Genomic DNA, 25470 nt, shown 5'->3' with positions numbered 1-25470 from the left:
AACACATTTAAAATTTCTGAAATATAACTCTTTTATTTTAGGCGTCTTTCTTTTCTGCTTTTTTCAGGTTTTTTTGAGCTGTGGAGAGCATCAGTTTGATTCGGTTGAGCTGGTTAACTTCACTTGCACCCGGGTCATAATCGATGGCTACAATATTGGCTGTCGGATATTCTCTGCGGATCTCTTTGATAACACCCTTACCTACAATGTGGTTCGGCAGACATCCGAAAGGCTGGATACAAACAATATTCGGAACATCTCCATGGATCAGTTCCATCATCTCACCTGTCAGGAACCATCCCTCACCTGTCTGGTTTCCGGTGGAAACGATCGGAGATGCCATTTTTGCCAGATCTCTGATATCAGCAGGCGGTGCAAAATGGCGGCTCTGTGCAAGAGCTTCGCTTGCAGGCTTTCTCACCCATTCGATTGCTTTGATTCCCCAGTTTGCCATGGTTGCCTTGGACTTCTTGAATCCAAGATTTTCTACCTTAAAGTTCTGATTATAGAAGCAGTAGCACATGAAATCGATCAGATCCGGTACAACTGCCTCAGCGCCTTCAGATTCCAGAAGCTCTGCCAGATGATTATTTGCAGCAGGCAGGAACTTGACAAGGATCTCACCTACGATGCCGACACGAGGCTTTTTCACATCACTGATCGGAATGGTATCAAATTCGTGAACCATTTCGCGGCACATTTTCTTAAACTGGCTGTGGCTGATACTGCTTCCGCTTAAGAAAGAAATCACACGCTGTTCCCAGATTTTATGTTTCCTGTTTACGATTCCTTCTTCCAGTTCATAAGGACGCATACGATATACGCATTTCATCAGGATATCTCCGAATACGGCACCGTAAGCAACTTTCTTCACTAATGGAAGCGTAAGTTTGAATCCGGGATTGCTTTCCAGACCGCTTAAGTTAACAGAGATAACCGGAATCTGTTCCATACCGGCTTTCTTTAATGCGCGTCGTATAAATGCGATATAGTTGGAAGCACGACATCCGCCACCTGTCTGTGACATGACAACGGCCGTTTTGTTCAGGTCATATTTACCGGAAAGCAGAGCATCCATGATCTGTCCCACAACGATCAGAGACGGATAGCAGGCGTCATTGTTTACATATTTCAGACCAACATCCACTGCATGCTTATTGTCATTCGGAAGCACCTCCAGGTTGTATCCGCAGGAATTGAATGCTGCCTGCAGGAGGCTGAAATGGAACGGTGACATCTGCGGGCAGAGGATGGTATATTCCTTTCTCATTTCCTTTGTAAAGGATACTTTATCAATGGAAGCAGGTTTGACAGTACGTTTCTGTCCTTGTGCTTTCTTCGCGCGGATCGCTGCGATCAGGGAACGGATACGGATTCTTGCAGCACCAAGGTTATTTACCTCGTCAATCTTTAAGCAGGTATAGATTTTGTCACTTCCGTCAAGGATTTCATAAACCTCGTCAGTAGTAACTGCATCCAGACCACATCCGAAAGAATTAAGCTGGATCAGATCCAGATCATCACGTGTCTTTACATAGTTTGCGGCAGCATACAGTCTGGAGTGGTACATCCACTGGTCATTGACGCGGATCGGGCGTTCCACAGGTGCCAGATGAGAGATGGAATCCTCAGTAAGTACGGCAATACCATAGCTGTTGATCAGATCCGGGATACCATGATGGATTTCTGGGTCAATGTGGTATGGACGGCCTGCAAGAACAATACCATGGCGACCTGTCTCTTCCAGGTATTTCAGGGTTTCTTCCCCTTTTTTCTGTACATCGCGGCGTGCAGCAGCCATTTCTTCCCAGCCCTTATGCACAGCAGCTTTGATTTCTTCAGCCGGGATATCCTTAAATTCCTCTACCAGACGATTTGCCAGAATTTCCTCAGAAGTAAATGCAAGGAAGGGATTGCGGAAGGTAATGGACGGATCATTTAATTCGTCTACGTTATTCTTGATATTTTCGGCATAAGAGGTAACGATCGGGCAGTTATAGTGATTGACTGCATCCGGGAACTCGTTACGTTCATATGGAATACAAGGGTAGAAAATAAATTTCACACCATTGCGGATCAGCCAGGTTACATGGCCATGTGCAAGTTTGGCAGGGTAGCATTCGGATTCACTTGGAATGGATTCAATACCCAGCTCATAAATCTTTCTGGTGGAAGTAGGAGAGAGCACAACCTCATACTTCAGTTCTGTAAAGAAAGTATACCAGAAAGGATAATTCTCAAACATATTCAGAACACGCGGGATACCTACTTTACCTCTGGATGCCTTATCAGCAGTAAGCGGTGTGTAGGAGAAAATACGTTTATATTTGTATTCATAAAGATTCGGAATATGATCTTTGTTCTTTTCCTTGCCAATACCACGCTCGCAGCGGTTACCGCTTACATACTGACGGCCTCCGGAGAATTTGTTGATAGTCAGACGGCAGTTATTGGTACATCCACGACAGTTTGCCATAGAAGTTGTATATTTCAGCTCGTTAATCTTATCAATGGAGAGCATAGTCGTTTCTGCACCTTCCTGATGGCGTTCGCGGGCAATCAGTGCGGCACCGAAGGCACCCATGATTCCGGCGATATCCGGACGGATGGCTTCGCAGCCTGCAATCTTTTCGAAGCTTCGAAGAACCGCATCATTGTAGAAGGTACCACCCTGTACAACGATGTGCTTGCCAAGTTCGGAAGCGTCAGAAACCTTGATAACCTTATACAGAGCATTTTTGATAACAGAGTAAGCAAGACCTGCGGAAATATCGGAAACCTCAGCTCCCTCTTTCTGCGCCTGCTTTACCTTGGAATTCATGAAAACAGTACATCTGGTACCAAGATCTATAGGATGCTGTGCAAAAACAGCAGCTTTTGCGAAATCCTGTACTGTATAATTCAGGGATTTGGCAAAGGTTTCAATAAAGGAACCGCATCCGGAGGAGCATGCTTCATTTAACTGTACGCTGTCAACGGTCTTGTTGCGGATCTTGATACATTTCATATCCTGTCCGCCGATATCCAGGATACAGTCTACCTCCGGGTCAAAAAACGCTGCTGCATAGTAATGGGATACGGTCTCAACCTCGCCCTCATCCAGGATCAGAGCAGCCTTAATCAGAGCCTCGCCGTAACCTGTAGAACAGGAATAAGCGATCTTTGCGTCTTTGGGAAGCAGTTCATAGATTTCTTTAATAGAACGGATGGTAGTTTTTAACGGGTTTCCGTTGTTGCTGCTGTAAAAGGAATAGAGAAGTGTTCCATCTTCGCCTACCAGTGCAGTTTTGGTTGTGGTGGAACCTGCATCAATACCCAGATAGCAGTTTCCTTTATATGTAGCCAGATCTCCTGTTTTTACTTTGTAGGAACTCTGACGTTTTGCAAATGCATCGTATTCTTCCTGAGAAGCGAAAAGTGGTTCCATACGTTCTACTTCAAAATCCAGCTTAATGGAATTGCGGAGTCTGTCTTTCATTTCTGTCAGGGAAATGGAGCTGTCTTCTTTTGCATTTAATGCAGAACCAATGGCTGCAAAAAGATGGGAGTTCTCCGGAATGATGGTGTGTTCCTCATCCAGCTTCAAAGTACGGATAAAGGATTCTCTCAGTTCGGACAGGAAGTGAAGCGGACCACCCAGGAATGCAACATGTCCACGAATGGGTTTCCCGCAGGCAAGACCGGAGATGGTCTGGTTTACAACTGCCTGGAAAATAGAAGCTGACAGATCCGGTTTGGTTGCACCGTCATTGATCAGCGGCTGGATATCCGTTTTGGCGAAAACACCGCAGCGGGCAGCAATCGGGTAGAGCGCTTTGTAATCTTTGGCATATTCATTCAGACCTGTGGCATCTGTCTGGAGAAGAGAAGCCATCTGGTCGATGAAAGAACCGGTACCGCCTGCACAGATACCGTTCATACGCTGTTCTACGTTTCCGTTTTCGAAATAAATGATCTTGGCATCCTCACCACCAAGCTCGATGGCAACATCTGTCTTTGGTGCCAGCTTCTGCAGAGAAGTAGAAACTGCAATAACCTCCTGGGTAAAAGGAACGCCCAGATGGTTGGCAAGGGTCAGACCGCCGGAACCTGTGATCACAGGATGGAGAGTCATCTCGCCATACTGGTCAAAGGCTTCCTGAAGAAGGTCTGCAAGGGTTTCCTGAATGTTGGCGAAATGGCGCTTGTAATCTGCGAAAATAAGATTTTCATTCTCGTCCAGAATCGCGATTTTTACAGTAGTGGAACCAATGTCAATTCCAAGTGTTTTGTAATTCATAAAGTAAATTCAAGCCTCCTCTTTCTGTATAAAAGAAAAAATATTGAAGTAATTCTTTCCTATTAAAATATCTATTTCCAGATATGAATATTCCGTAATATTATACGCTAACGGTCTGGAAAAGACAATATGAAACTTTACCAATGATTACCTTATTTGCAGTTGAAAATTCAGCTATTTCGGGATATAATAGAAAAAGTGATTTTTATCAAGAGGAGAGAAAAAATGGCAGAATATAAACTTCTTAAAACAGAAGGCCGTGCCAAGCGTGCAGAATTTCATACAGTGCATGGTACGATCCAGACTCCTGTTTTTATGAATGTGGGAACGATCGGTGCGATTAAAGGCGCTGTATCCACCATGGATTTACAGCAGATCGGAACACAGGTAGAATTATCAAATACTTATCATCTTCATGTGCGTCCGGGTGATAAAATAGTAAAGCAGTTAGGTGGCCTTCATAAATTTATGGTATGGGACAAACCAATCCTTACAGACTCAGGCGGATTCCAGGTATTTTCCCTTGCAAAGCTGAGAAAGATCAAAGAAGAGGGAGTCTATTTTAACTCCCATATTGACGGGCATAAGATCTTTATGGGTCCGGAAGAGAGTATGCAGATCCAGTCCAATCTTGCTTCCACTATTGCCATGGCATTTGATGAATGTCCCAGCAGTGTGGCTGACAGGGATTATGTGCAGAAGTCTGTAGACAGAACCACACGATGGCTTGCCCGCTGTAAAGCGGAAATGGCGAGACTGAACAGTCTGCCGGATACCATTAACAAAGAACAGCTTCTGTTTGGAATCAACCAGGGTGCTGTTTATGAAGATATCCGTATTGAGCATGCCAAAGCGATCTCTGAAATGGATCTGGATGGCTATGCTGTCGGCGGTCTGGCAGTTGGAGAAACCCATGAAGAGATGTACAGGATCCTGGATGCGGTAGTCCCCTATCTTCCTCAGAATAAACCTACTTACCTGATGGGTGTGGGAACACCGGCAAATATCCTGGAAGGTGTTGAACGTGGTATTGACTTCTTTGACTGCGTATATCCAAGCCGTAACGGCCGCCATGGACATGTATATACCAATCATGGAAAGATGAATCTGTTCAATGCAAAATATGAACTGGACACACGTCCTATCGAAGAAGGCTGTCAGTGTCCTGCATGCCAGCATTACAGCAGAGCCTATATCCGTCATCTTCTGAAAGCAAAGGAAATGCTGGGAATGCGTCTCTGTGTACTTCACAATCTGTATTTCTATAATCATATGATGGAAGAAATCCGAGATGCTCTTGATGCAGGAAACTTCGCAGAATATAAGAAAATGCGGCTGGAAGGCTTTGAAGAGGGAAAAATTAACTCGAAAAGATAATCTGTATATAAAATAATTATTAAATATGCCAAAAACTCTTGAAGTAAAGCGGTTTTTTGTGTATGATGTGTAGTGACGCTTTAATCAGATTGTTCTGCATGAAAACAAGATTTCATACAGAAGGTAACGGAGATTATAAGTGGATCGCAAAGCAGCTCTTCAGTATGAGCAGCCGTCAGGACGGTCTGTGAATACATGATGGACTGCAAATATGCAGAATAACAGGAAAAGTTACAGGAGGAATCAAAATGAACGCATCAAGCGGAATGGGTATGGTTGGCGCTATTGTCTGGATGGTAGTACTGTTCGGAATTATGTACTTCTTAATGCTTCGCCCTCAGAAAAAAGAGCAGAAGAGACTTCAGGCAATGTTAAATGACATGGAAGTTGGCGACAGCATTGTTACTACCGGCGGCTTTTATGGCGTTGTCATTGACATGACAGAAGAAGACGTGATCGTAGAATTCGGTAACAACAAAAACTGCCGTATTCCAATGAGAAAACAGGCAATCGCTGAAGTTGAGAAAGCCGGAAGCGCTGCCGAATAATGAAAGAGATATGAAAAAAGCGGAACCTATAGTCAGTGATGGCTGTGGTTCTGTTTTTTTATTTTTACAGTAAAATCTCCGGAAAACAGCACTTTTGTATTTTTTCACTTTAATAGGTTGAAATCTGTCGGAAAGTGCGTTATTATAATAACAATTACGCAATTAGAGTATTTTTGGAGGAAATTATTATGGATTATAAGATTGCATTGATCCCCGGCGACGGAATCGGACCGGAAATCGTAAGAGAAGCAAAGAAAGTACTGGACAAGGTATGCGAGAAATATGGACACAGCTTTTCCTATTCAGAAGTTCTGTTAGGCGGCGCATCCATCGATGTACACGGCGTACCCCTTACTGATGAGGCAATTGCCACTGCCAAATCATCAGACGCCGTACTGATGGGCTCTATTGGCGGAGATGCAAAAACTTCTCCATGGTATAAGCTTGAGCCGTCCAAACGCCCGGAAGCAGGACTTCTTGCAATCCGTAAGGCATTAAATCTTTTTGCAAACTTAAGACCGGCTTACCTTTACAATGAGCTGAGAAAAGCGTGCCCTCTCCGCGATGAGATTATCGGAGACGGATTTGACATGATCATTGTACGTGAGCTTACAGGCGGCCTGTATTTCGGAGAACGTCAGACAATTGAAGAGAATGGCGTGAAGAAAGCGATTGATACACTTTCCTATAACGAAAACGAAATCCGCCGTATTGCCATCAAAGCATTTGAGATCGCACGTAAGAGAAGAAATAAAGTGACAAGCGTAGATAAGGCAAATGTTCTGGATTCTTCCAGACTCTGGAGAAAAGTGGTAGAGGAAGTTGCCAAAGACTATCCGGATGTTACCTTAGAGCATATGCTGGTTGACAACTGCGCAATGCAGCTTGTACGTGATCCAAAACAGTTCGATGTTATCCTGACAGAGAATATGTTCGGAGATATCCTTTCAGACGAGGCAAGTATGGTAACAGGCTCCATCGGAATGCTTTCATCTGCAAGCTTAAATGAGACAAAATTCGGTCTCTATGAGCCAAGCCATGGTTCTGCACCTGATATTGCAGGACAGGATAAGGCAAACCCTATTGCAACCATTCTTTCCGCAGCAATGATGCTTCGCTTCTCCCTTGATATGGATAAAGAAGCAGATGCAGTAGAAGCAGCAGTACAGAAAGTCCTGACAGAGGGATACCGCACAGGTGATATCATGTCAGAGGGATGCAAGCTTGTAGGAACAAAGGAAATGGGCGATCTGATCGCAGCAGCTCTGTAAGAATTGATATTAAGAGGATTCAGTCGGCGCAGGCAGATTACGGAGTCAGGAATTTCGGTTGAATCATTAAAAATAAATAAAACAGTAAGAAAAGAGGAAATAAAACAATGAGAAGTGATGCAGTAAAAACAGGCACACAGCAGGCACCTCACCGTTCCCTGTTTAATGCTCTTGGAATGACAAAAGAAGAAATGGACAGACCTCTGGTAGGTATCGTAAGTTCTTACAATGAAATCGTACCAGGTCATATGAACCTTGACAAGATCACACAGGCAGTTAAGCTTGGTGTGGCAATGGCAGGCGGTACACCTGTTATGTTCCCGGCAATCGCAGTATGTGACGGTATTGCAATGGGACACGTTGGAATGAAATATTCTCTGGTTACCAGAGACCTGATCGCAGATTCCACAGAAGCTATGGCAATGGCACATCAGTTTGATGCACTGGTAATGATTCCAAACTGTGACAAGAACGTACCCGGACTTCTGATGGCAGCAGCCAGACTGAATGTTCCTACTGTATTTGTAAGCGGCGGTCCAATGCTTGCCGGACATCTGAACGGACACAAGACAAGTCTTTCCAGTATGTTCGAGGCAGTAGGTGCTTACGCAGCAGGCAAGCTTGATGAGGACGGCCTGACAGAATGTGAAATGAAAACATGTCCTACATGCGGATCCTGTTCCGGTATGTACACAGCAAACTCCATGAACTGTCTGACAGAGGTTCTTGGTATGGGCCTGAAAGGAAACGGAACTATTCCTGCTGTATATTCCGAACGTATCCGTCTTGCAAAACATGCAGGTATGCAGGTTATGGAAATGTACAGAAAGAACATCCGTCCAAGAGATATCATGACAAAGGAAGCAATCCTCAATGCCCTGACAGTAGACATGGCACTTGGATGCTCCACAAACAGTATGCTTCACCTTCCGGCTATCGCTCATGAGATCGGAATGGACTTTGATATCAGCTTTGCAAATGAAATCAGTGCAAAGACTCCAAACCTCTGCCACCTTGCACCTGCAGGCCCGACATACATGGAAGACCTGAACGAAGCTGGCGGTGTATATGCAGTTATGAACGAACTGAATAAGAAGGGACTTCTTCATACTGAGTGCATGACAGTCACAGGCAAGACAGTAGGCGAGAACATCAAAGACTGTGTAAACTTAAATCCTGAAGTTATCAGACCGATTGACAATCCATACAGCCAGACAGGCGGACTTGCAGTTCTTAAGGGTAACCTTGCACCGGACGGTGGTGTTGTAAAACGTTCTGCAGTTGTAGAAGAGATGATGGTCCATGAAGGACCTGCAAGAGTCTTTGACTGTGAAGAAGATGCAATCGCAGCTATCAAAGGCGGCAAGATCGTAGAGGGTGACGTAGTAGTTATCCGTTACGAAGGACCGAAAGGCGGTCCTGGCATGAGAGAAATGCTGAACCCTACATCTGCGATCGCAGGTATGGGACTGGGATCTTCTGTAGCCCTGATCACAGACGGACGTTTCAGCGGTGCATCCAGAGGAGCATCCATCGGACACGTATCACCGGAAGCAGCAGTCGGCGGACCGATCGCACTTGTTGAAGAAGGGGATATCATCAGCATCAACATTCCGGAACTGAAACTGGAGATCAAGGTTTCCGATGAAGAAATGCAGGCAAGAAAAGCTAAATGGCAGCCTCGTGAGCCAAAGGTAACAACAGGATATCTTGCAAGATATGCTGCCATGGTAACCTCCGGAAACAGAGGAGCGATCCTTGAGGTACCAAAAGCAAAATAAAGATGAACAAGTACCCGGCGGGAATTGCAGCATAACCTGTGATTCCTGCCTGAAAAGTTAGGAGGATATGTAAAGATGCAGCTTACAGGTGCTGAAATCATCGTTGAATGTTTAAAAGAACAGGGCGTTGACACTGTATTCGGATATCCGGGCGGTGCCATCCTGAATGTATATGACGCCCTCTATGAATATAAAGACCAGATCACACATGTACTGACCTCCCATGAGCAGGGAGCATCCCATGCAGCAGACGGATACGCAAGAGCTACCGGTAAAGTCGGCGTGTGTCTTGCAACTTCCGGTCCCGGAGCTACCAATCTGGTAACAGGAATTGCTACCGCATACATGGATTCCGTACCAATGGTGGCAATCACATGTAACGTGGGAACCCCGCTTCTCGGAAAGGATTCTTTCCAGGAGGTTGATATTACAGGAATTGTAATGCCTATTACAAAGCACAGCTTTATCGTAAAAGACATTACTACTCTGGCAGACACTGTACGCAGAGCATTCTATATTGCAAAGAGCGGACGTCCCGGTCCTGTGCTTGTAGATGTGACCAAGGATGTGACAGGTGCGAAATATGAATATACTGCCTGCGCTCCTGCTGAGATCACACCGAAAACAGACACTATCAAAGACGAAGACATTGCAACTGCAGTACAGATGATCAAAGAAGCGAAGAGACCATTTATTTTTACAGGCGGCGGCACGATTATCTCAGAGGCATCCAGAGAAGTGACAGAACTTGCTCACAGAATCGACGCTCCTGTATGTGACAGTCTTATGGGTAAGGGAGGATTTTCCGGAGAAGATCCTCTGTACACAGGAATGCTTGGAATGCATGGAACAAAAACTTCCAATCTTGGTGTCTCAGGCTGCGATCTCCTGATCGTGCTGGGAGCCAGATTCAGTGATCGTGTCACAGGAAACACAAAGACCTTTGCAAAGAATGCGAAGATTCTCCAGATTGACGTAGATGCTGCTGAGATTAACAAAAACATCGTAGTAGATGCAAGTGTGGTAGGAGATGAGAAAGAAGTTCTCAAACGTATTCTGGCAGAGGTTCCGGAAATGAGACATTCGGAATGGACTGCACATATCAGTGAACTGAAGGAAAAATATCCGTTAAGATATGATCATTCCCAGCTTACAGGCCCATACATTATTGAGAAGCTGTACGAACTGACAAAAGGAGATGCCATTATCACAACAGAGGTTGGACAGAACCAGATGTGGGCAGCTCAGTATTTTAAATACAAAGAGCCAAGAACCTTCCTTTCTTCCGGTGGCCTGGGAACTATGGGATATGGACTTGGTGCAGCCATTGGTGCCAAGATGGGAAGACCGGACAAAACTGTGGTAAACATTGCAGGTGACGGCTGTTTCCGTATGAATATGAATGAGATCGCAACAGCAGTCCGCTGTGGCAGACCTTTAATTGAAATCGTATTGAACAATCATGTACTGGGAATGGTACGTCAGTGGCAGACCTTGTTCTATGACCACAGATATTCCCATACAATTTTAAATGATGCAGTAGATTTTGTGAAGCTGGCAGAAGCCATGGGAGCAAAAGCAATCCGTATCACAAAGATGGAAGAGGTAGAGCCTGCATTAAAAGAGGCTCTGGCATGTCCGGGACCTATCGTACTTGACTGTATGATCGATCAGGATCTCAGTGTATTTCCGATGGTACCGGCAGGCGCAAGCATTGATGATATTTTTGATGAGGAGGATATGAAAAACAATGAGCAGAGTGTATAATTTTTCCGCAGGACCGGCTGTACTGCCGGAAGAGGTACTGAAAGAAGTAGCAGAGGAGATGATGGACTATCAGGGCTCCGGTATGTCTGTAATGGAAATGAGCCACAGAAGTGCTGATTTCCAGAAGATCATCGATGAGGCAGAGCAGGATCTTCGTGATCTGATGAAGATTCCGGATAACTATAAGGTATTATTCCTTCAGGGCGGAGCTTCCCAGCAGTTTGCAGCAATCCCTATGAACCTTATGAAGAACAAGGTTGCTGATTACATTGTAACAGGACAGTGGGCAAAGAAAGCATACCAGGAAGCACAGAAATATGGAAAAGCAAACAAGATCGCTTCTTCCGAGGATAAGACTTTTTCCTATATTCCTGACTGCAGCGACCTTCCGATCAGCCCGGATGCAGACTATGTATACATTTGTGAAAACAACACGATTTACGGAACAAAATTCAAGAAGCTTCCTAACACAAAAGGAAAAACTCTGGTAGCAGATGTTTCCTCCTGCTTCTTATCCGAGCCTGTTGATGTATCCAAATATGGAATCATCTATGGCGGTGTACAGAAGAATATCGGACCTGCAGGTATGGTAATCTCCATTATCCGCGAAGATCTGATCACAGATGATGTTCTGGAAGGAACACCTACTATGCTGAAATTCAAAACACAGGCAGACTCAGGTTCTCTTTACAATACTCCAAACTGCTACTGCATCTATGTATGCGGTAAGGTCTTCAAATGGCTGAAGAAAATGGGCGGCCTGGAAGAAATGCAGAGACGTAACATTGAGAAAGCGAAAATCCTCTATGATTTCCTTGATCAGAGCAAGCTTTTCAAAGGAACTGTTGTGCCGGAAGACCGTTCTCTCATGAATGTACCTTTCGTAACAGGTGACAAGGACATGGATGCCAAATTTGTAAAAGAAGCAAAAGAGGCAGGATTTGTAAACTTAAAGGGACATCGTACAGTGGGCGGTATGCGTGCAAGTATCTACAATGCTATGCCAAAAGAAGGGGTGGAAGCACTGGTTGCTTTCATGAAGAAGTTTGAGGAGGAAAATGCATAATGTTTCAGTATCATTGCCTGAATCCCATTGCAGAAAAAGGTCTGGGATTATTTGATGAAGAATATAAGAAAAGCGAAGATCTGCAGGAGTGTGATGCAGTCCTTGTAAGAAGCGCAAAAATGCATGACATGGAGCTTCCTGAGAGCGTGAAGGTAATCGCACGTGCAGGTGCAGGTGTCAACAATATTCCTGTAAAGGACTGTGCAGAAAAAGGTGTGGTAGTATTCAATACACCGGGCGCCAATGCAAACGGTGTGAAGGAGCTTGTACTTGCAGGTATGCTTCTTGCTTCCCGCGATATCGTAGGCGGTATCGAATGGGTTGCCAAAGAGAAAGATCAGGAAGACATCGATAAACTTGCTGAGAAACAGAAAAAACAGTTTGCAGGATGCGAGATCATGGGCAAGAAACTGGGTATCATCGGTCTTGGTGCCATCGGAGCAATGGTGGCAAACGCTGCTTCTGCACTTGGAATGGAAGTATACGGATATGACCCATATATTTCTATTGATGCTGCATGGAATCTTTCCCGCACCATCAAGCACATCAAGAGCCTGGATGAGATTTATTCCCAGTGTGATTACATCACCATCCATGTGCCTCTTCTTGACAGCACAAAAGAGATGATCAACAAAGAAGCATTAGACAAGATGAAAGACGGCGTAGTACTTCTGAACTTTGCCCGCGATCTTCTGGTTGATGAAGATGCTCTGATCGAAGCATTAGATAGCGGAAAAGTAAAGAAATATGTGACAGACTTTGCAAACCATACAGTAGCAGGACATAAGGGAATCCTGGTAACTCCACATCTTGGAGCATCCACAGAGGAATCCGAAGAAAACTGTGCAGTAATGGCAGTGAAAGAAGTGAGAGATTTCCTTGAGAACGGAAATATCAAAAACTCTGTAAACTTCCCCAACTGTGATATGGGAACCTGCGTGGCAGTAGGACGTATTGCCATCTGCCACAAAAACATCCCGAACATGATCAGCCAGTTCACCAAGATCCTTGGTGCAGAAGGCCTGAACATCGCAGATATGACAAACAAGAGTAAAGGCGAATATGCTTATACTCTCATTGATCTGGAAAGCGCAGCATCCAGAGAAGCACTGGATGAACTGAAAGCAATTGAAGGTGTTTCCAGAGTACGTGTGGTAAAATAGTAAGATACAAGTTAACGGTTTAGTATTTTTATAATGACTGACTGTTGATTTGTAATAGAGATTTATATATTTAAAATATCTCCTGTCTGATTGAGATTTTCAATCGCCAGGAGATATTTTTTGATTTTTATGATAAAAAAAGGAAGCCCAGTCTGGCGGTGCCAGAGGGCTTCCTTAAAAAATTATGATGTTAAATCAGCATCCTCTTGATTTCATAAAGTCAAGAACCTCTTCTTTGGTGGACATAACGCGAAGAGCACCCTTGCGTGTGGTGATCAGAGAAGCTGCCGCATTTGCGAATGTGAGCAGTTCTTTTAAGTTCTCTTCTGTCAGATTGTCCAGACCATGTTCCAGAACATAGTTTAAGGAACTTGCGCAGAAGGTATCGCCTGCACCTGTTGTCTCGATAGTCTTTTCCTGAAGGAAAGGAGCAGCCTCCACTTTCATGTCTTTGTAGTAAGCGCGGCTTCCGTCTTTTCCCAGTGTGATAAGGATAAGCGGAATGTTGTATTTCTCTTTCAGAAGTGCGGCACCCTTGTCATAGTCTGTAGTTCCGAACAGGAATTCAACTTCGTTATCTGAGATTTTCAGAATATCGCATTTGCCAAGGCCGTATTCGATCTCTGCCTTTGCGTCATCCAGAGATTTCCATAATGGCGGACGAAGATTCGGGTCAAAGCTGATGATACATCCGGCTTCTTTTGCAACATCGATGGCATAGCGGGTTGCTTCGCGTACTCCTTCGTGAGTGGAAGAAAGAGTTCCGAAGTGGAAGATTCTGGAATCTCTGATCAGGTCTTCCTGGATTTCATCCTTGGTGAGCATCATATCTGCACCCGGGTTACGGTAGAAGGAGAAATCTCTGTCTCCGTCAGGATAGGTATGTACGAATGCAAGTGTTGTATGTACTTCGTTATCAATTACAAGATTGCGGGTGTCGATTCCTACTTCCTCTACGGCATTCTTAAGCTGGGTTCCGAACATGTCGTTTCCGACTTTGCCGATGAATGCAGTTTTTTTGCCAAGCTTCTCAAGCATTGCAAGCACGTTGCATGGAGCACCGCCCGGATTGGCTTCCAGCATTGGATTCCCCTGTGCGCTGCTTCCGTTTTCAGTAAAGTCAATCAATAATTCGCCTAATGCGGTTACGTCAAAGGCTTTGTTTCCCATTTTGTATCCTCCTTGTTGTGATGGAAAGAAGCATAGTATCCGGAACAAGATTCTTTCCATAGTTAATAACATAAATTTAGCGCAGGAAAGGGAATTTGTCAAACAATTTTCTTTATTTTTTTGTGCAAAGATGCTAAAATAAACATAACTTGATTTGTTATTGTTTACAGGTGACGTTTAATGTACCATAAATACGCTGCCGGTAAGGGTAACCGATCATCGTATTTCTGACAATCGGGGAGGTAACGCAGCTATGGACGAAAAAGTATACGGCTATATGGACTGGCCGAGGATTGAAGCTATTGTGTATGGAGAGGAAACTGCTCCCAGAGATGTGATGGGACCAAGGATCACACAGGACGGAGTTCTTATTCAGGGATTTTTTCCTGATGCAGAAGAAGTCAGTGTGATCAGCGGAAAGAAAACCTATGTCTGCGAGAAAGAGGACGAGGCCGGATATTTTGCAGTATTGCTTCCTGTACGCAAGGTGCCGGAATACAGATTTCTTATAAAAATGGGAGAGACAGAGACAGAATGTTATGATCCCTATGCTTTTCCATGCCAGATCACAGAGGAAGAGGAGAAGGCTTTCTGCGCAGGTGTTTATTATGAGGCATATAAGAAGCTGGGCGCTCATCCAATGGAGATTAAAGGAGTGAAAGGTACTCTTTTTGCTGTCTGGGCTCCGAACGCAGTGAGTGTAAATATTGCAGGTGATTTTAATGGATGGATCGGACGTGCGACTATTATGCATCGTATGCCTATGTCCGGTATCTTTGAGCTGTTTGTACCCGGGGTAGAGGCAGGGACACATTATAAATATGAAATTAAAGTCAAAGGCGGCGAAGTTCTGTTAAAGGCTGATCCTTATGGGAACAGTGCAGACCATGATCCTGAGGGAGCATCTGTTGTAGCAGATGTAAGTGCTTTTCAGTGGAATGACGGAGACTGGATGAAAGAGCGTCACAGATTTGATGACAGGAAACAGCCGGTTTCTATATATGAAACATCTCTGGAGGAATGGAAATCCGCTGAGGAACTGGTGGAATTTCTGGCAGAGGAAGATTTTACCCATGTGGAACTCCATCCTGTGATGGAATATCTGGATGATATTACAGGTGGTTATTCTACATATGCATATTATGCACCTACTTCCAGATTTGGAAGCGTGGCGGATTTTCAGAAGCTGGTAGATGAGCTGCATCAGGCGGGGGTCGGTGTGATTCTGGACTGGACACCTGCACAGTTCCCGCGTTATGCCTCCGGTCTGGAGAAATTTGACGGAACACCTCTTTATGAGAGACAGAATCCGGCAGAGGCCATTCATCCGTTCTGGGGAACATTGCTCTATAATTACGGAAGCCCGATGGTGAAAGATTTCCTGATCTCCAATGCCTGCTTCTGGGCTGAGGTCTACCATGCTGACGGTCTGCGTATGGACGATGTGGATGCCATGCTGTATCTGGATTATGGCAGAAATCCGGGAGAGTGGACACCTAATATTTACGGAACCAATGAAAATCTGGATGCTCTGGAATTTCTGAAGCATCTGAATTCTGTGATAAAGGAGAGAAATCCCGGATTGCTTTTAGTTGCTCAGGAGAACGGACTCTGGCCGGAGCTGACAGACAGTGTGGAGAATGACCATCTGGGATTTGACTATAAGTGGAGTGGCGGATGGACAAAAGATCTGCTTGAATATTTGAGCAAGGATCCTATTGAGAGAAAGAATTACCATGATCAGCTGACTATGTCCATGCTCTATGCATACTGCGAACATTATATTCTGACGCTTGGCAGCAGGGATGTTGGTACATTGAAGGATTTCGCGGATAAGCTGCCGGGAAGTGAAGAACAGAAGAATGCGCAGATCAGAGAGGCTTATGCTTATATGATGCTTCATCCGGGATGCAAGATGATGGCACCGGATAAAGATATGCCAAAGGAACTGGAAGTATTTGTCAAAGACCTCAATAATATGTATCTTGCTCATCCTGCACTTTATCAGCTGGATGATGAATATGATGGATTTGAATGGGTTCAGCTGATGAAGTATGAGGAGAATGTGATCGCATTCATGAGAAAGACAGAGAAACCGGAAGAAACTGTTCTGGCTGTCTGCAATTTCGCGGCAATCCCATATGAAAACTACAATGTGGGAGTTCCTTTTGCCGGCAAATATAAAGAAATCTTTAACAGTGATGATAAAAAGTACGGTGGTAATGGTGTAGTAAATACGAGAGTTAAAGCAGCGAAGAAGGCTGAGTGTGATGAGAGAGAGTATTCCATCACAGTAAAGCTTCCGGCACTTGGCGTGGCAGTCTTTACCTGCACTCCGGAAGAAATTGAGAAAAAGCCTGCTGCCGAGCACAGCCAGATCAAGAAATCCATCACCAAGACAAGAACTGTACGAAAGGCTGCCGGGAAAACAAAAGCAGCTGTAAAAACTGCAGTGAAACCGGTGACGAAAAAGGTGACAAAAGAAGCACCCCAAATAGTGAATAAAACGGAGGAGAAAATACCGGTCAAAAAGGACTTGACAGAGAAGAAATAATATTATAAACTAAATGCTGTGGCTGTCAGAATTATCAATTTCTGACAGATTACAGCATAAGCTGAAATAGCTCAGTCGGTAGAGCACTTCACTCGTAATGAAGGGGTCGTGAGTTCGAGTCTCATTTTCAGCTTGAAAGATATTGGGCAATTGTAATTTTATAGAAAATCCGCTATACTGAAAAGCAGAGTATAGTGGATTTTTTATGTTTTTATGGAGGTTCGTATGGTGAGTACCTTAAAATTGCCGGTAGGAATTGAAATGATTGTAAAGAGAAATTTACGTTACTGTCCACACGCCACTATCCCGCGAGGTGTTTTGGCATGAATATGCAAAAATCCCGAGACATACAAGCCAAAATTCCATTGCCGCAGGCAATCTGGAATGAATTTTGGCTAAGTTACTGTGAACGGAGTGAACAGTAACAAATTTACTTGACAATCTCGGGCCTATCCTTTAATATAACTTTTGGATTATACCAAATAAATAATGACCGGGAATCTATCAAGAAGAATGGTTGATTTCCGGTTTTCTTATGTGGACATCATGGTCAGGAGTGCACGCAGACTGGATGGAACAGGACGGACCGGATATATCTATAATTGGAAAAATGGACATATACAGATGCGAAACCATGCAGAGACTGGCACTGTAACAGGCGTCAGCATTGGCATAAACCGATGTAGGGGCGAGAGCTTTTACGCGTGGTTTCGTATCTTTTTTAGTATAAAGAGGTATCTTTTTTATATGAAAGGAGCTGAGTATAGTTGGCAGAGGTTTCACTTGAACTGAAGGAGATAAAGAAAAGTTTTACAGAAGGCGAAGCAGTTCTGGATAATATCAGTCTTGAGATCAGTAAAGGGGAGTTTATTACTTTGCTGGGATCTTCGGGATGCGGCAAGACGACAACATTGCGAATCATTGCCGGTCTGGAACAGCCCGATGCAGGAAGTGTCTGGCTGGATGGCAGGGAAGTGACAGGTCTGGAGCCGAACCAGAGGGATGTGAATACAGTATTTCAGAATTATGCCCTCTTTCCACATATGAATGTTGCGGAGAATATTGGCTATGGTCTGAAACTGAAAAAAGTTCCTAAGAGTGAGATCAGGAAAAAAGTTTCTCAGATGCTGGAACTGGTGCAGCTTGAAGGATATGAAAAAAGAAAGCCTTCCGAACTCTCGGGCGGTCAGAAACAGAGAGTTGCCATTGCGAGAGCACTGGTGAATAATCCCAAGGTACTGCTTCTGGATGAGCCGCTGGGAGCACTGGATCTGCAGCTTCGCCGTGCGATGCAGATAGAACTGAAGCATCTGCAGAAGAAACTGGGAATTACATTTATCTATATCACTCATGATCAGGAAGAAGCTATCAATATGTCTGACAGGATCGCGGTGATGAAGGACGGACGTATAGAGCAGATCGGAACACCGGATGAGATCTATAATCATCCAAAGACCAGTTATGTGGCAACATTTGTAGGAAATGCAAATATCCTGCATGGGGTTGCAGAGAGTATTCAGGGAGAGAATGCAATCGTAAAGATTGGAAATGACAGGGTAATTGTAAAGCTTGAAACAAGTCAGCAGGATACAGGGGATACAAGGGCAAAACAATACCTGGCAGCAGGAGAGAAAGTAACTCTGGCTGTGAGAAGCGAAAATATATTGTTACAGGAAACTGCTGTAATCGGTGATACCGGTACAGATCACAGAGACACTGTTGATATAAGTGTGTCAGGCGGTGGTTTGGATGCACATAATAAGAATAGTGTATCAGGTTTACAGGCAACTGTTACAGAGAAGAACTTCGCAGGAGGTCAGCTTCGTGTAACTCTGAAGCTGAGCGATGGTACACAATTGATCGCCAGCAGATACGGAATCGACGCATCCGTAGCAGAAGGCCAGACAGTTAGATGCAGTTTCCTGCCGGCAGATGCAGTACTGGTAGACAGGGAGGATATTCATGAAGAAGCGTAGAAACCGTTCTGACAGTTCTGCATGGATGGCACTTCCACTGTATATTTTTACCATTGTGTTTGTGGTATGCCCCCTTATCTATATGGTGGCGCTTAGTTTTGCTACGCCCTCCAGAGGATTTGGGGTGACCTGGAAATTTACGCTGGACAATTACAGAAATATTCTGGAACCTGTATACCTGAATACATTTGTGGAATCACTGAAGCTGGCATTTACCAGTACGATAGTGATCGCTTTGATCGGCTATCCGTTCGGGTATTTTATGGCGAGGTTGCCGGAGCACAGAAAGAAAAAGGCACAGCTTCTGTTGTCTACGCCGTTCTGGGTAAATTCCCTGATCCGTCTGTATGGCTGGATCATTATTCTGCAGAAAAAAGGACTTTTGAATTTTGTATTGATAAAACTCGGGATCATTGAGAAACCGCTGTCCATCCTGTACAGCTATCCGGCAATTGTGATCGGTATGATTTATGTGCTTCTCCCGTTTATGATCATGTCTGTATACTCCAGCGCAGAGAAGTTGGACTGGTCTTATGTGGAGGCTGCCAGAGACCTTGGGGCATCCAGAATACAGGCATTTTTTACCATAACACTGAAGCTTACACTGCCCGGACTGCTTTCGGGTGTGATCCTGACTTTCGTGCCATCCATGGGACTGTTCTTTATTGCAGATATCCTGGGTGGAAATAAAGTGGTACTTGTCGGAAGCCTGATCCAGGATCAGATGACAAGAGGAAGTAACTGGCCATTTGCAGCAGCACTTGCTGTGGTGATGATGGTACTTACAACTGTACTGATCATGATTTACAGGAAAGTGACAAATGCCAGAGAACTGGAGGGAATCGGATGAAAAAGAATTCAAGATTTGCCGGATTTTATATGGGGCTGATTTTCTTTCTGATGTATCTCCCTATCGCGGTAGTGATCGTTTTCTCCTTTAATGAATCCAAACTGCCAGTGAAATTTACAGGCTTTTCCTTGAAATGGTATCAGGAACTGATCCATGACAGGGCCATGTTGGAAGCGTTGGTGAACAGTCTGATCCTTGGGGTATTAAGCTGTCTGGTTAGTGCAGTGATCGGTACTCTGGGTGCAGTTGGGTTATCAAGGATTCACTGGAAGTCAAAAGGGGCGCTGGAATACATTTCCATATTGCCGTTAATGATACCGGAGATTATCCTTGGTATGGTGCTGATGGCATTCTTTTATATGCTGAACCTGCCCTTTGGCATGCTGACACTGTTAATAGGCCATACGGTATTCTGCGTGCCTTATATTCTAATGGAAGTGAAGGCAAGACTGGCAGGTATGGATCCGGCACTGGAAGAGGCAGCCAGAGATCTGGGGGCAGGACCGTTCAGGGCTTTCTGGGATATTACGCTGCCCTTAATTATGCCGGCGGTAATTTCAGGTTCGCTGCTTGCGTTTGCCATGTCTATGGATGATGTGGTAATAAGTATTTTTGTAAACGGACCGCGTCTGTCTACGCTGCCGATCAAGGTGTACACACAGCTGAAAACAGGAGTGACGCCGGAGATCAATGCGTTGTGTACCATTCTGCTGACAGCTACACTGGTTATTTTTATTGTTTATTCACTGATAACAAAGAAGAAAAAATAAATGCTATAGCAACAAAAATAGAATACATTCAGAGGAAGGAAAAGATGATGAACAAACTGATTGAGTTAAAAAATCTGACCAAGAATTTTGATGATCAGCAGGTTTTGCGCGGCATCAATCTGGATATCTACGAAAAGGAATTCCTGACGCTTTTGGGACCCAGCGGATGTGGAAAGACAACCACCCTTCGAATCATTGCAGGCTTTGAAGAACCAAGTGACGGAGAAGTACTGTTTAACGGGATTGAGATTTCCAAGCTTCCCCCGTACAAGAGAGAGGTTAACACTGTGTTTCAGAAGTATGCTCTTTTTCCTCATTTAAATGTGGCGGAGAATATCGGTTTCGGGCTGAACCTGAAGAAGGTCGATAAAACTGTCATCGCCCAGAAGGTGGAGCGTATGCTGAAGATGGTTGGTCTGGAAGGCTTTGGGAAAAGAGATGTAACTCTGCTATCCGGTGGACAGCAGCAGCGAGTGGCCATTGCCAGAGCTCTGGTAAATGAGCCGAAGGTTCTGCTTTTAGATGAGCCCCTGGGTGCACTGGATGCAAAGATCCGTAAACAGATGCAGGTAGAATTAAAGAAGATCCAGCAGGAAGTCGGCATAACTTTCATTTATGTTACCCATGACCAGGAAGAAGCCCTGTCCATGTCAGATACGGTTGTTGTTATGAATAACGGTGAGATTCAGCAGATCGGTTCGCCTACAGATATCTACAATGAGCCGGAAAACCGTTTTGTTGCAGGCTTTATCGGTGAATCTAATATTATCGAGGGAACCATGATCCGTGATTATCTGGTTGCTTTTGACGGATTTGAGTTTGAATGTGTGGATAAGGGATTTGAAGATAATGAAGAGATTGAAGTTGTATTAAGACCTGAGGATCTGGATATCGTAGATCCCGGTCAGGCAAAGATCAGGGGAATCGTGCGCAATATTACCTTCAAGGGCGTGCATTATGAGATCCTGATCGAGACAGAGCTTCGTACTTATATGGTTCATACCACAGATTATGCGGAAGTCGGAAGGGAAGTGGGACTGAAATTCGGGCCTGAAGACATCCATGTTATGTGTAAGATGGGAAGCTACTGATGAAACAGTACAGAAATCTTATCAAACCATATCTTGTGTGGGCATTTGTGGTCATTGTCATCCCGCTGATACTGATCGCATTATATGCATTTACAGAAGATGGAAATGAGGTGTTGACGTTCTCCTTTACCCTGGAGAATTTCCGCAAATTCCTGGAAGCTACGTATATGAGCGTTATTTTCAAGTCCTTTAAGCTTGGAATCCTGACGACGGTCATCTGTCTGGGACTTGGCTATCCGCTGGCATATATTATTTCCAAATGTCCGGAAAAATCCCAGAGTCTTCTGATCCTGCTGGTAACTATTCCGGAATGGATCAATATGCTTCTGCGTACCTATGCATGGATGAACCTGCTGTCGGACAATGGTATCATCAACCATTTGCTTGGATTACTGGGGATTTCCCCGGTGACAATGATGTATACAGACTTTTCCGTAGTGGTTGGTCTGGTCTGTAACTTTATGCCGTTTATGATCATCCCGATCCATACATCCCTGAGCAAAATGGATAAATCCTTTATCGAGGCTGCCTATGATCTGGGGGCAAATAAATTTCAGACCTTTACAAAGGTTATCTGGAAATTGTCCATCCCCGGTGTGCTCAATGGAATCATGATGGTATTCCTGCTGTCTATTTCCACATTCGTTATTCCGAAACTTCTCGGAGGCGGACAGTACATGCTGATCGGTAACCTGATCGAGTCTCAGTTTATCTCTGTTGGCGACTGGAACTTCGGAAGTGCGATTTCTCTGATTCTGGCTGTGCTCATTCTGATCTTTATGAGCCTGATGAAGAAGATGGATAAAGATGAATAAGGGAGGACGGCATGAAACGTAATAATAAATTTTTCTCAATGTTATATGTAGTACTCTGCCTTACTTTCTTTTACCTGCCGATCCTGGTGACGATGATCTTTTCCTTTAACTCATCCAAGTCACTGACCAGATTTACAGGCTTTTCCCTGCGCTGGTATCAGGAACTTCTCGGTAACGGGGAAGTAATTAAGGCAGTTTATGTATCTGTTACCATTGCGATCATTGCGACCATTGTTTCTACAATACTTGGAACCATTACAGCGATCGGTTTATCCAAATCAAAGAAGGTAATCAAGGAACTGCTTTTGAATATTAATAATATCCCTATCCTGAATCCTGAGATCGTAACTGCCATCAGCCTGATGCTGTTGTTCTCTTCTCTGGGATTTCGAAAAGGGTATCTGACTATGCTGCTGGCACATATTGCGTTCTGTACTCCGTATGTAATTACCAGCGTTTATCCGAAGGTAAGGGCTCTGGATCCGAATATGGCAAATGCTGCCATGGACCTTGGGGCAACACCTTTTCAGGCTTTGACAAAGGTTATCGTGCCGATGATCAAAGAGGGTATTTTCGCAGGCGCGCTGCTTGCATTTACCATGTCATTTGATGATTTCGTTATTTCCTATTTCGTATCAGGAAATGGTGTAAAGAATATTTCTATTGTTGTATATAATATGACAAAGCGTATCAATCCGACGATCAATGCTTTGTCAACCATCGTGATCGTAGTCATCATCGTGGTACTGCTTTTGTCCAATCTGCTTCCGAAGTTTAAGAATAAAGCCAGAAAGCTGAACAGGAAAGCAGTAAAAATTGTCTCTGCAGTTCTGGTTGTTGCCGTTACGGCAGGGCTGATCAAATGGGGATTCGTGGCACAGTCCACTCATGTGCTGAAAGTTTACAATGCAGGAGAGTACATGGATCTTTCCCTGCTGGAGGATTTTGAAAAAGAATATGATTGTACCATCGTATACGAGACTTTTGAGTCAAATGAGATGATGTACACCAAGCTTTCAAGCGGTGAGACTTATGATGTGCTGATCCCGTCTGATTACATGATTGAGAGACTGATCAAAGAAGAATATCTGCAGGCACTTGACTGGAAAGAAATTCCGAATAAGAAAAATCTGCTGAATGATGTCATGAACCAGAGCTATGATCCGGGCAACCGTTATTCCTGTCCGTATTTCTGGGGAACAGTAGGAATCCTTTATGATAAGACAGTAGTAGATGAGGCTGATCTGAAAGATGGCTGGAATCTTCTGTGTAATCCGAAATATAAAGGAAATATTTACATGTATGATTCTGAGAGAGATTCCTTTATGATAGCATTAAAAGCACTTGGGTATTCCATGAATACTACAAATGAGTCTGAGATCGAGGAGGCTTATCAGTGGCTGATCGATCAGCGTGACACTATGGATCCGATCTATGCAGGCGATGATGTGATCGACAACATGATTTCAGGAAACAAAGCGCTGGCAGTTGTGTACTCCGGAGATGCATCTTACATTATCAGTGAAAATCCGAATCTGGACTACTTCACACCGGAACAGGGAACCAACAGATGGTATGATGCAATGGTTATCACAAAGGACTGCAGCGAAGTACAGCTTGCCCATGAATTTATTGATTTTATGATCAGTGATAAATCTGCTCTTTCCAATACGGAAGAAGTAGGGTATACTTCTACAGTGAAGAGTGCTTTTGAAACCATGAAGGAGGGGGACTATGCCGGGATCAGTTCTTATATTCCGGATACAACCAACCCGAATAACGAAATCTTTGCTTATCAGCAGCCAAAGATCAAGCAGAAATTTGCGGAACTCTGGACAAAAGTAAAAGCAAAGTAAAAAAGGATAGCCGCTGTCTGCCGATACGGTGGAAGGCGGACAGTGACTGATATAGACAACAATGCAGAGCATAAGAAGGGAGATCATTTATGAAAAAAAGAGTACTTGCAGTAGTGATGTGTGCATTAATGGCAGGAACAGCATTCACCGGATTCAAGGATGCAGGAGATGATAAAGAACTTGTACTTTTTACATGGGAGGGAATGTTCCCGCAGGAAGTTCTGGATGATTTTGAAAAAGAGACAGGAGTTAAGGTTGTTTATTCAAACTTCGATACAGATGAAACCATGCTTGAGAAGCTTTCCATGGCAAAGGGCGGTGACTATGATATCGTGATCGCAGATGACTATATTCTGGAAACTGCGATCCAGGAAGGACTTGCAGAGAAGCTTGACAAGGATTCTCTGGAGAATATCGGAAATATCAACCCATTATATCAGGGACAGTTCTATGATCCAGACGATGAATACACAGTTCCTTACGGAGCAGGCATCCCGCTGATCGTTTATGATCCGGAACAGGTGGATATTGATATCAAAGGATATAAAGACCTCTGGGATCCGTCTCTTGAGGACAGCATTGCACTGACTGCAAACTATCGTGTGATCAATGGTATCACCCAGCTTTCCATGGGCGAGAGCATGAATGAAGAGGACGTTGACGTGATCAAGAAGACAGGAGAGAAGCTTCTGGAACTTGCTCCGAATGTACGTCTGATCCAGGATGACAATACACAGAATGCACTTCTCAACGGAGAAGCAAGTGTTGCATTTCTTTATACCTCTCAGGTAACAGCTGCTCTGGCTGAGAATCCTGATCTGAAGGTGGTATATCCGGAAGAAGGACTTGGATTTGGTATTATGGGTATGTTTATTCCAAGTGAAGCGCCGGATAAAGATGCGGCATATTCTTTCATGGATTACATCATGCAGCCGGAGGTTGCAGCGAAATGCACAGACTATATCGGCTATTACAGCACAAATAAAGCAGCAGATGAGCTGGTAAATCCGGATCTGGTAGTTCCGGATGACGTTACAAAGGGCGAGATCGTCCAGAATGTAAGCCAGGACGCAGACGCACAGTATCAGAAGAACTGGACTGAATTTAAGGCTGCCTGCGACTAAGGGGTTAATCAA

17 protein-coding genes and 1 tRNA gene are annotated in these 25470 nt (G+C 44.3%); 16 read left to right on the top strand and 2 right to left on the bottom strand.

All coding sequences use genetic code 11. The features are described 5' to 3' along the window. Positions 1–37: 37 nt before the first annotated feature. Positions 38–4279 (bottom strand): 2-hydroxyacyl-CoA dehydratase, encoded by a 4242-nt coding sequence (locus tag LJE12_RS04290; protein ID WP_227226797.1) that lies wholly within the window; start codon positions 4277–4279, stop codon positions 38–40. Between the two features lie 225 nt (positions 4280–4504). Here LJE12_RS04290 and tgt point away from each other — a divergent pair, with 225 nt between their 5' ends. The 7 genes from tgt (at position 4505) to LJE12_RS04255 (ending at position 13252) form a co-directional block, all read left to right on the top strand. Further along, complete coding sequence (gene tgt, locus LJE12_RS04285) at positions 4505–5656, top strand: tRNA guanosine(34) transglycosylase Tgt (protein ID WP_008703492.1); 1152 nt, start codon at positions 4505–4507, stop codon at positions 5654–5656. Positions 5657–5904: 248 nt separating this feature from the next. Further along, complete coding sequence (gene yajC, locus LJE12_RS04280; protein WP_008703490.1) at positions 5905–6204, top strand: preprotein translocase subunit YajC; 300 nt, start codon at positions 5905–5907, stop codon at positions 6202–6204. Positions 6205–6392: 188 nt separating this feature from the next. Beyond that, positions 6393–7475 (top strand): 3-isopropylmalate dehydrogenase, encoded by a 1083-nt coding sequence (gene leuB, locus LJE12_RS04275; RefSeq protein WP_008703487.1) that lies wholly within the window; start codon positions 6393–6395, stop codon positions 7473–7475. Positions 7476–7582: 107 nt separating this feature from the next. Continuing rightward, positions 7583–9256 (top strand): dihydroxy-acid dehydratase, encoded by a 1674-nt coding sequence (gene ilvD, locus LJE12_RS04270; protein WP_118521614.1) that lies wholly within the window; start codon positions 7583–7585, stop codon positions 9254–9256. A 75-nt stretch (positions 9257–9331) separates the two neighbouring features. Next, complete coding sequence (gene ilvB, locus LJE12_RS04265; RefSeq protein WP_055151287.1) at positions 9332–11023, top strand: biosynthetic-type acetolactate synthase large subunit; 1692 nt, start codon at positions 9332–9334, stop codon at positions 11021–11023. Further along, positions 11007–12089 (top strand): 3-phosphoserine/phosphohydroxythreonine transaminase, encoded by a 1083-nt coding sequence (gene serC / locus LJE12_RS04260; RefSeq protein ID WP_119245638.1) that lies wholly within the window; start codon positions 11007–11009, stop codon positions 12087–12089. Before ilvB ends, serC begins: the two co-directional genes overlap by 17 nt. Beyond that, complete coding sequence (locus LJE12_RS04255; protein WP_008703483.1) at positions 12089–13252, top strand: phosphoglycerate dehydrogenase; 1164 nt, start codon at positions 12089–12091, stop codon at positions 13250–13252. Before serC ends, LJE12_RS04255 begins: the two co-directional genes overlap by 1 nt. A 195-nt stretch (positions 13253–13447) precedes the next feature. Here LJE12_RS04255 and LJE12_RS04250 read toward each other — a convergent pair whose 3' ends face one another. After that, positions 13448–14422, bottom strand: a complete 975-nt coding sequence (locus tag LJE12_RS04250) for a carbohydrate kinase family protein (protein WP_022381048.1) — start codon at positions 14420–14422, stop codon at positions 13448–13450. A gap of 253 nt (positions 14423–14675) precedes the next feature. On the opposite strand from LJE12_RS04250, the gene glgB reads away from it, so the two are divergent. From glgB to LJE12_RS04205, 9 genes are all read left to right on the top strand, one after another. Beyond that, complete coding sequence (gene glgB / locus LJE12_RS04245) at positions 14676–16976, top strand: 1,4-alpha-glucan branching enzyme (RefSeq protein ID WP_022381049.1); 2301 nt, start codon at positions 14676–14678, stop codon at positions 16974–16976. Positions 16977–17036: 60 nt separating this feature from the next. Further along, positions 17037–17109 (top strand) — tRNA-Thr (locus LJE12_RS04240). 634 nt (positions 17110–17743) lie between these two features. After that, entirely contained in the window at positions 17744–18952 is a 1209-nt protein-coding gene (locus LJE12_RS04235; protein WP_118613545.1) for an ABC transporter ATP-binding protein, read from the top strand. Continuing rightward, positions 18939–19802: an ABC transporter permease gene (locus tag LJE12_RS04230; protein WP_118571072.1), complete on the top strand. Its 864-nt coding sequence runs from the start codon at positions 18939–18941 to the stop codon at positions 19800–19802. The genes LJE12_RS04235 and LJE12_RS04230 overlap by 14 nt, the downstream gene beginning before the upstream one ends. After that, positions 19799–20572, top strand: coding sequence for an ABC transporter permease (locus LJE12_RS04225; protein ID WP_227226798.1), 774 nt, complete (start codon positions 19799–19801; stop codon positions 20570–20572). The genes LJE12_RS04230 and LJE12_RS04225 overlap by 4 nt, the downstream gene beginning before the upstream one ends. Before the next feature lie 44 nt (positions 20573–20616). Beyond that, entirely contained in the window at positions 20617–21663 is a 1047-nt protein-coding gene (gene potA, locus LJE12_RS04220; protein ID WP_020993963.1) for a spermidine/putrescine ABC transporter ATP-binding protein, read from the top strand. Further along, entirely contained in the window at positions 21663–22478 is an 816-nt protein-coding gene (locus LJE12_RS04215) for an ABC transporter permease (protein WP_022381260.1), read from the top strand. Before potA ends, LJE12_RS04215 begins: the two co-directional genes overlap by 1 nt. 11 nt (positions 22479–22489) lie before the next feature. Continuing rightward, positions 22490–24334, top strand: a complete 1845-nt coding sequence (locus tag LJE12_RS04210) for an extracellular solute-binding protein (RefSeq protein ID WP_227226799.1) — start codon at positions 22490–22492, stop codon at positions 24332–24334. 89 nt (positions 24335–24423) lie between these two features. After that, complete coding sequence (locus LJE12_RS04205) at positions 24424–25458, top strand: polyamine ABC transporter substrate-binding protein (RefSeq protein ID WP_025577627.1); 1035 nt, start codon at positions 24424–24426, stop codon at positions 25456–25458. Positions 25459–25470: the final 12 nt, after the last annotated feature.

Origin of the sequence: Blautia sp. DFI.6.71 (genome assembly GCF_020593585.1) — a bacterium.
GTDB classification, from domain to species: Bacteria; Bacillota; Clostridia; order Lachnospirales; family Lachnospiraceae; genus Blautia_A; species Blautia_A wexlerae.
The sequence above is the reverse complement of the archived record's forward strand: the minus strand, read 5'-3'. Positions and strand labels throughout refer to the sequence as shown.

Coding starts and splice junctions, on each gene's coding strand:
- glgB (WP_022381049.1), top strand. CDS start 14,676: ATGGACGAAAAAGTATACGGCTATATGGACTGGCCGAGGATTGAAGCT.
- LJE12_RS04250 (WP_022381048.1), bottom strand. CDS start 14,422: ATGGGAAACAAAGCCTTTGACGTAACCGCATTAGGCGAATTATTGATT.
- ilvD (WP_118521614.1), top strand. CDS start 7,583: ATGAGAAGTGATGCAGTAAAAACAGGCACACAGCAGGCACCTCACCGT.
- LJE12_RS04225 (WP_227226798.1), top strand. CDS start 19,799: ATGAAAAAGAATTCAAGATTTGCCGGATTTTATATGGGGCTGATTTTC.
- LJE12_RS04290 (WP_227226797.1), bottom strand. CDS start 4,279: ATGAATTACAAAACACTTGGAATTGACATTGGTTCCACTACTGTAAAA.
- LJE12_RS04230 (WP_118571072.1), top strand. CDS start 18,939: ATGAAGAAGCGTAGAAACCGTTCTGACAGTTCTGCATGGATGGCACTT.
- leuB (WP_008703487.1), top strand. CDS start 6,393: ATGGATTATAAGATTGCATTGATCCCCGGCGACGGAATCGGACCGGAA.
- serC (WP_119245638.1), top strand. CDS start 11,007: ATGAGCAGAGTGTATAATTTTTCCGCAGGACCGGCTGTACTGCCGGAA.
- LJE12_RS04210 (WP_227226799.1), top strand. CDS start 22,490: ATGAAACGTAATAATAAATTTTTCTCAATGTTATATGTAGTACTCTGC.
- ilvB (WP_055151287.1), top strand. CDS start 9,332: ATGCAGCTTACAGGTGCTGAAATCATCGTTGAATGTTTAAAAGAACAG.
- LJE12_RS04215 (WP_022381260.1), top strand. CDS start 21,663: ATGAAACAGTACAGAAATCTTATCAAACCATATCTTGTGTGGGCATTT.
- yajC (WP_008703490.1), top strand. CDS start 5,905: ATGAACGCATCAAGCGGAATGGGTATGGTTGGCGCTATTGTCTGGATG.
- LJE12_RS04205 (WP_025577627.1), top strand. CDS start 24,424: ATGAAAAAAAGAGTACTTGCAGTAGTGATGTGTGCATTAATGGCAGGA.
- tgt (WP_008703492.1), top strand. CDS start 4,505: ATGGCAGAATATAAACTTCTTAAAACAGAAGGCCGTGCCAAGCGTGCA.
- potA (WP_020993963.1), top strand. CDS start 20,617: ATGATGAACAAACTGATTGAGTTAAAAAATCTGACCAAGAATTTTGAT.
- LJE12_RS04255 (WP_008703483.1), top strand. CDS start 12,089: ATGTTTCAGTATCATTGCCTGAATCCCATTGCAGAAAAAGGTCTGGGA.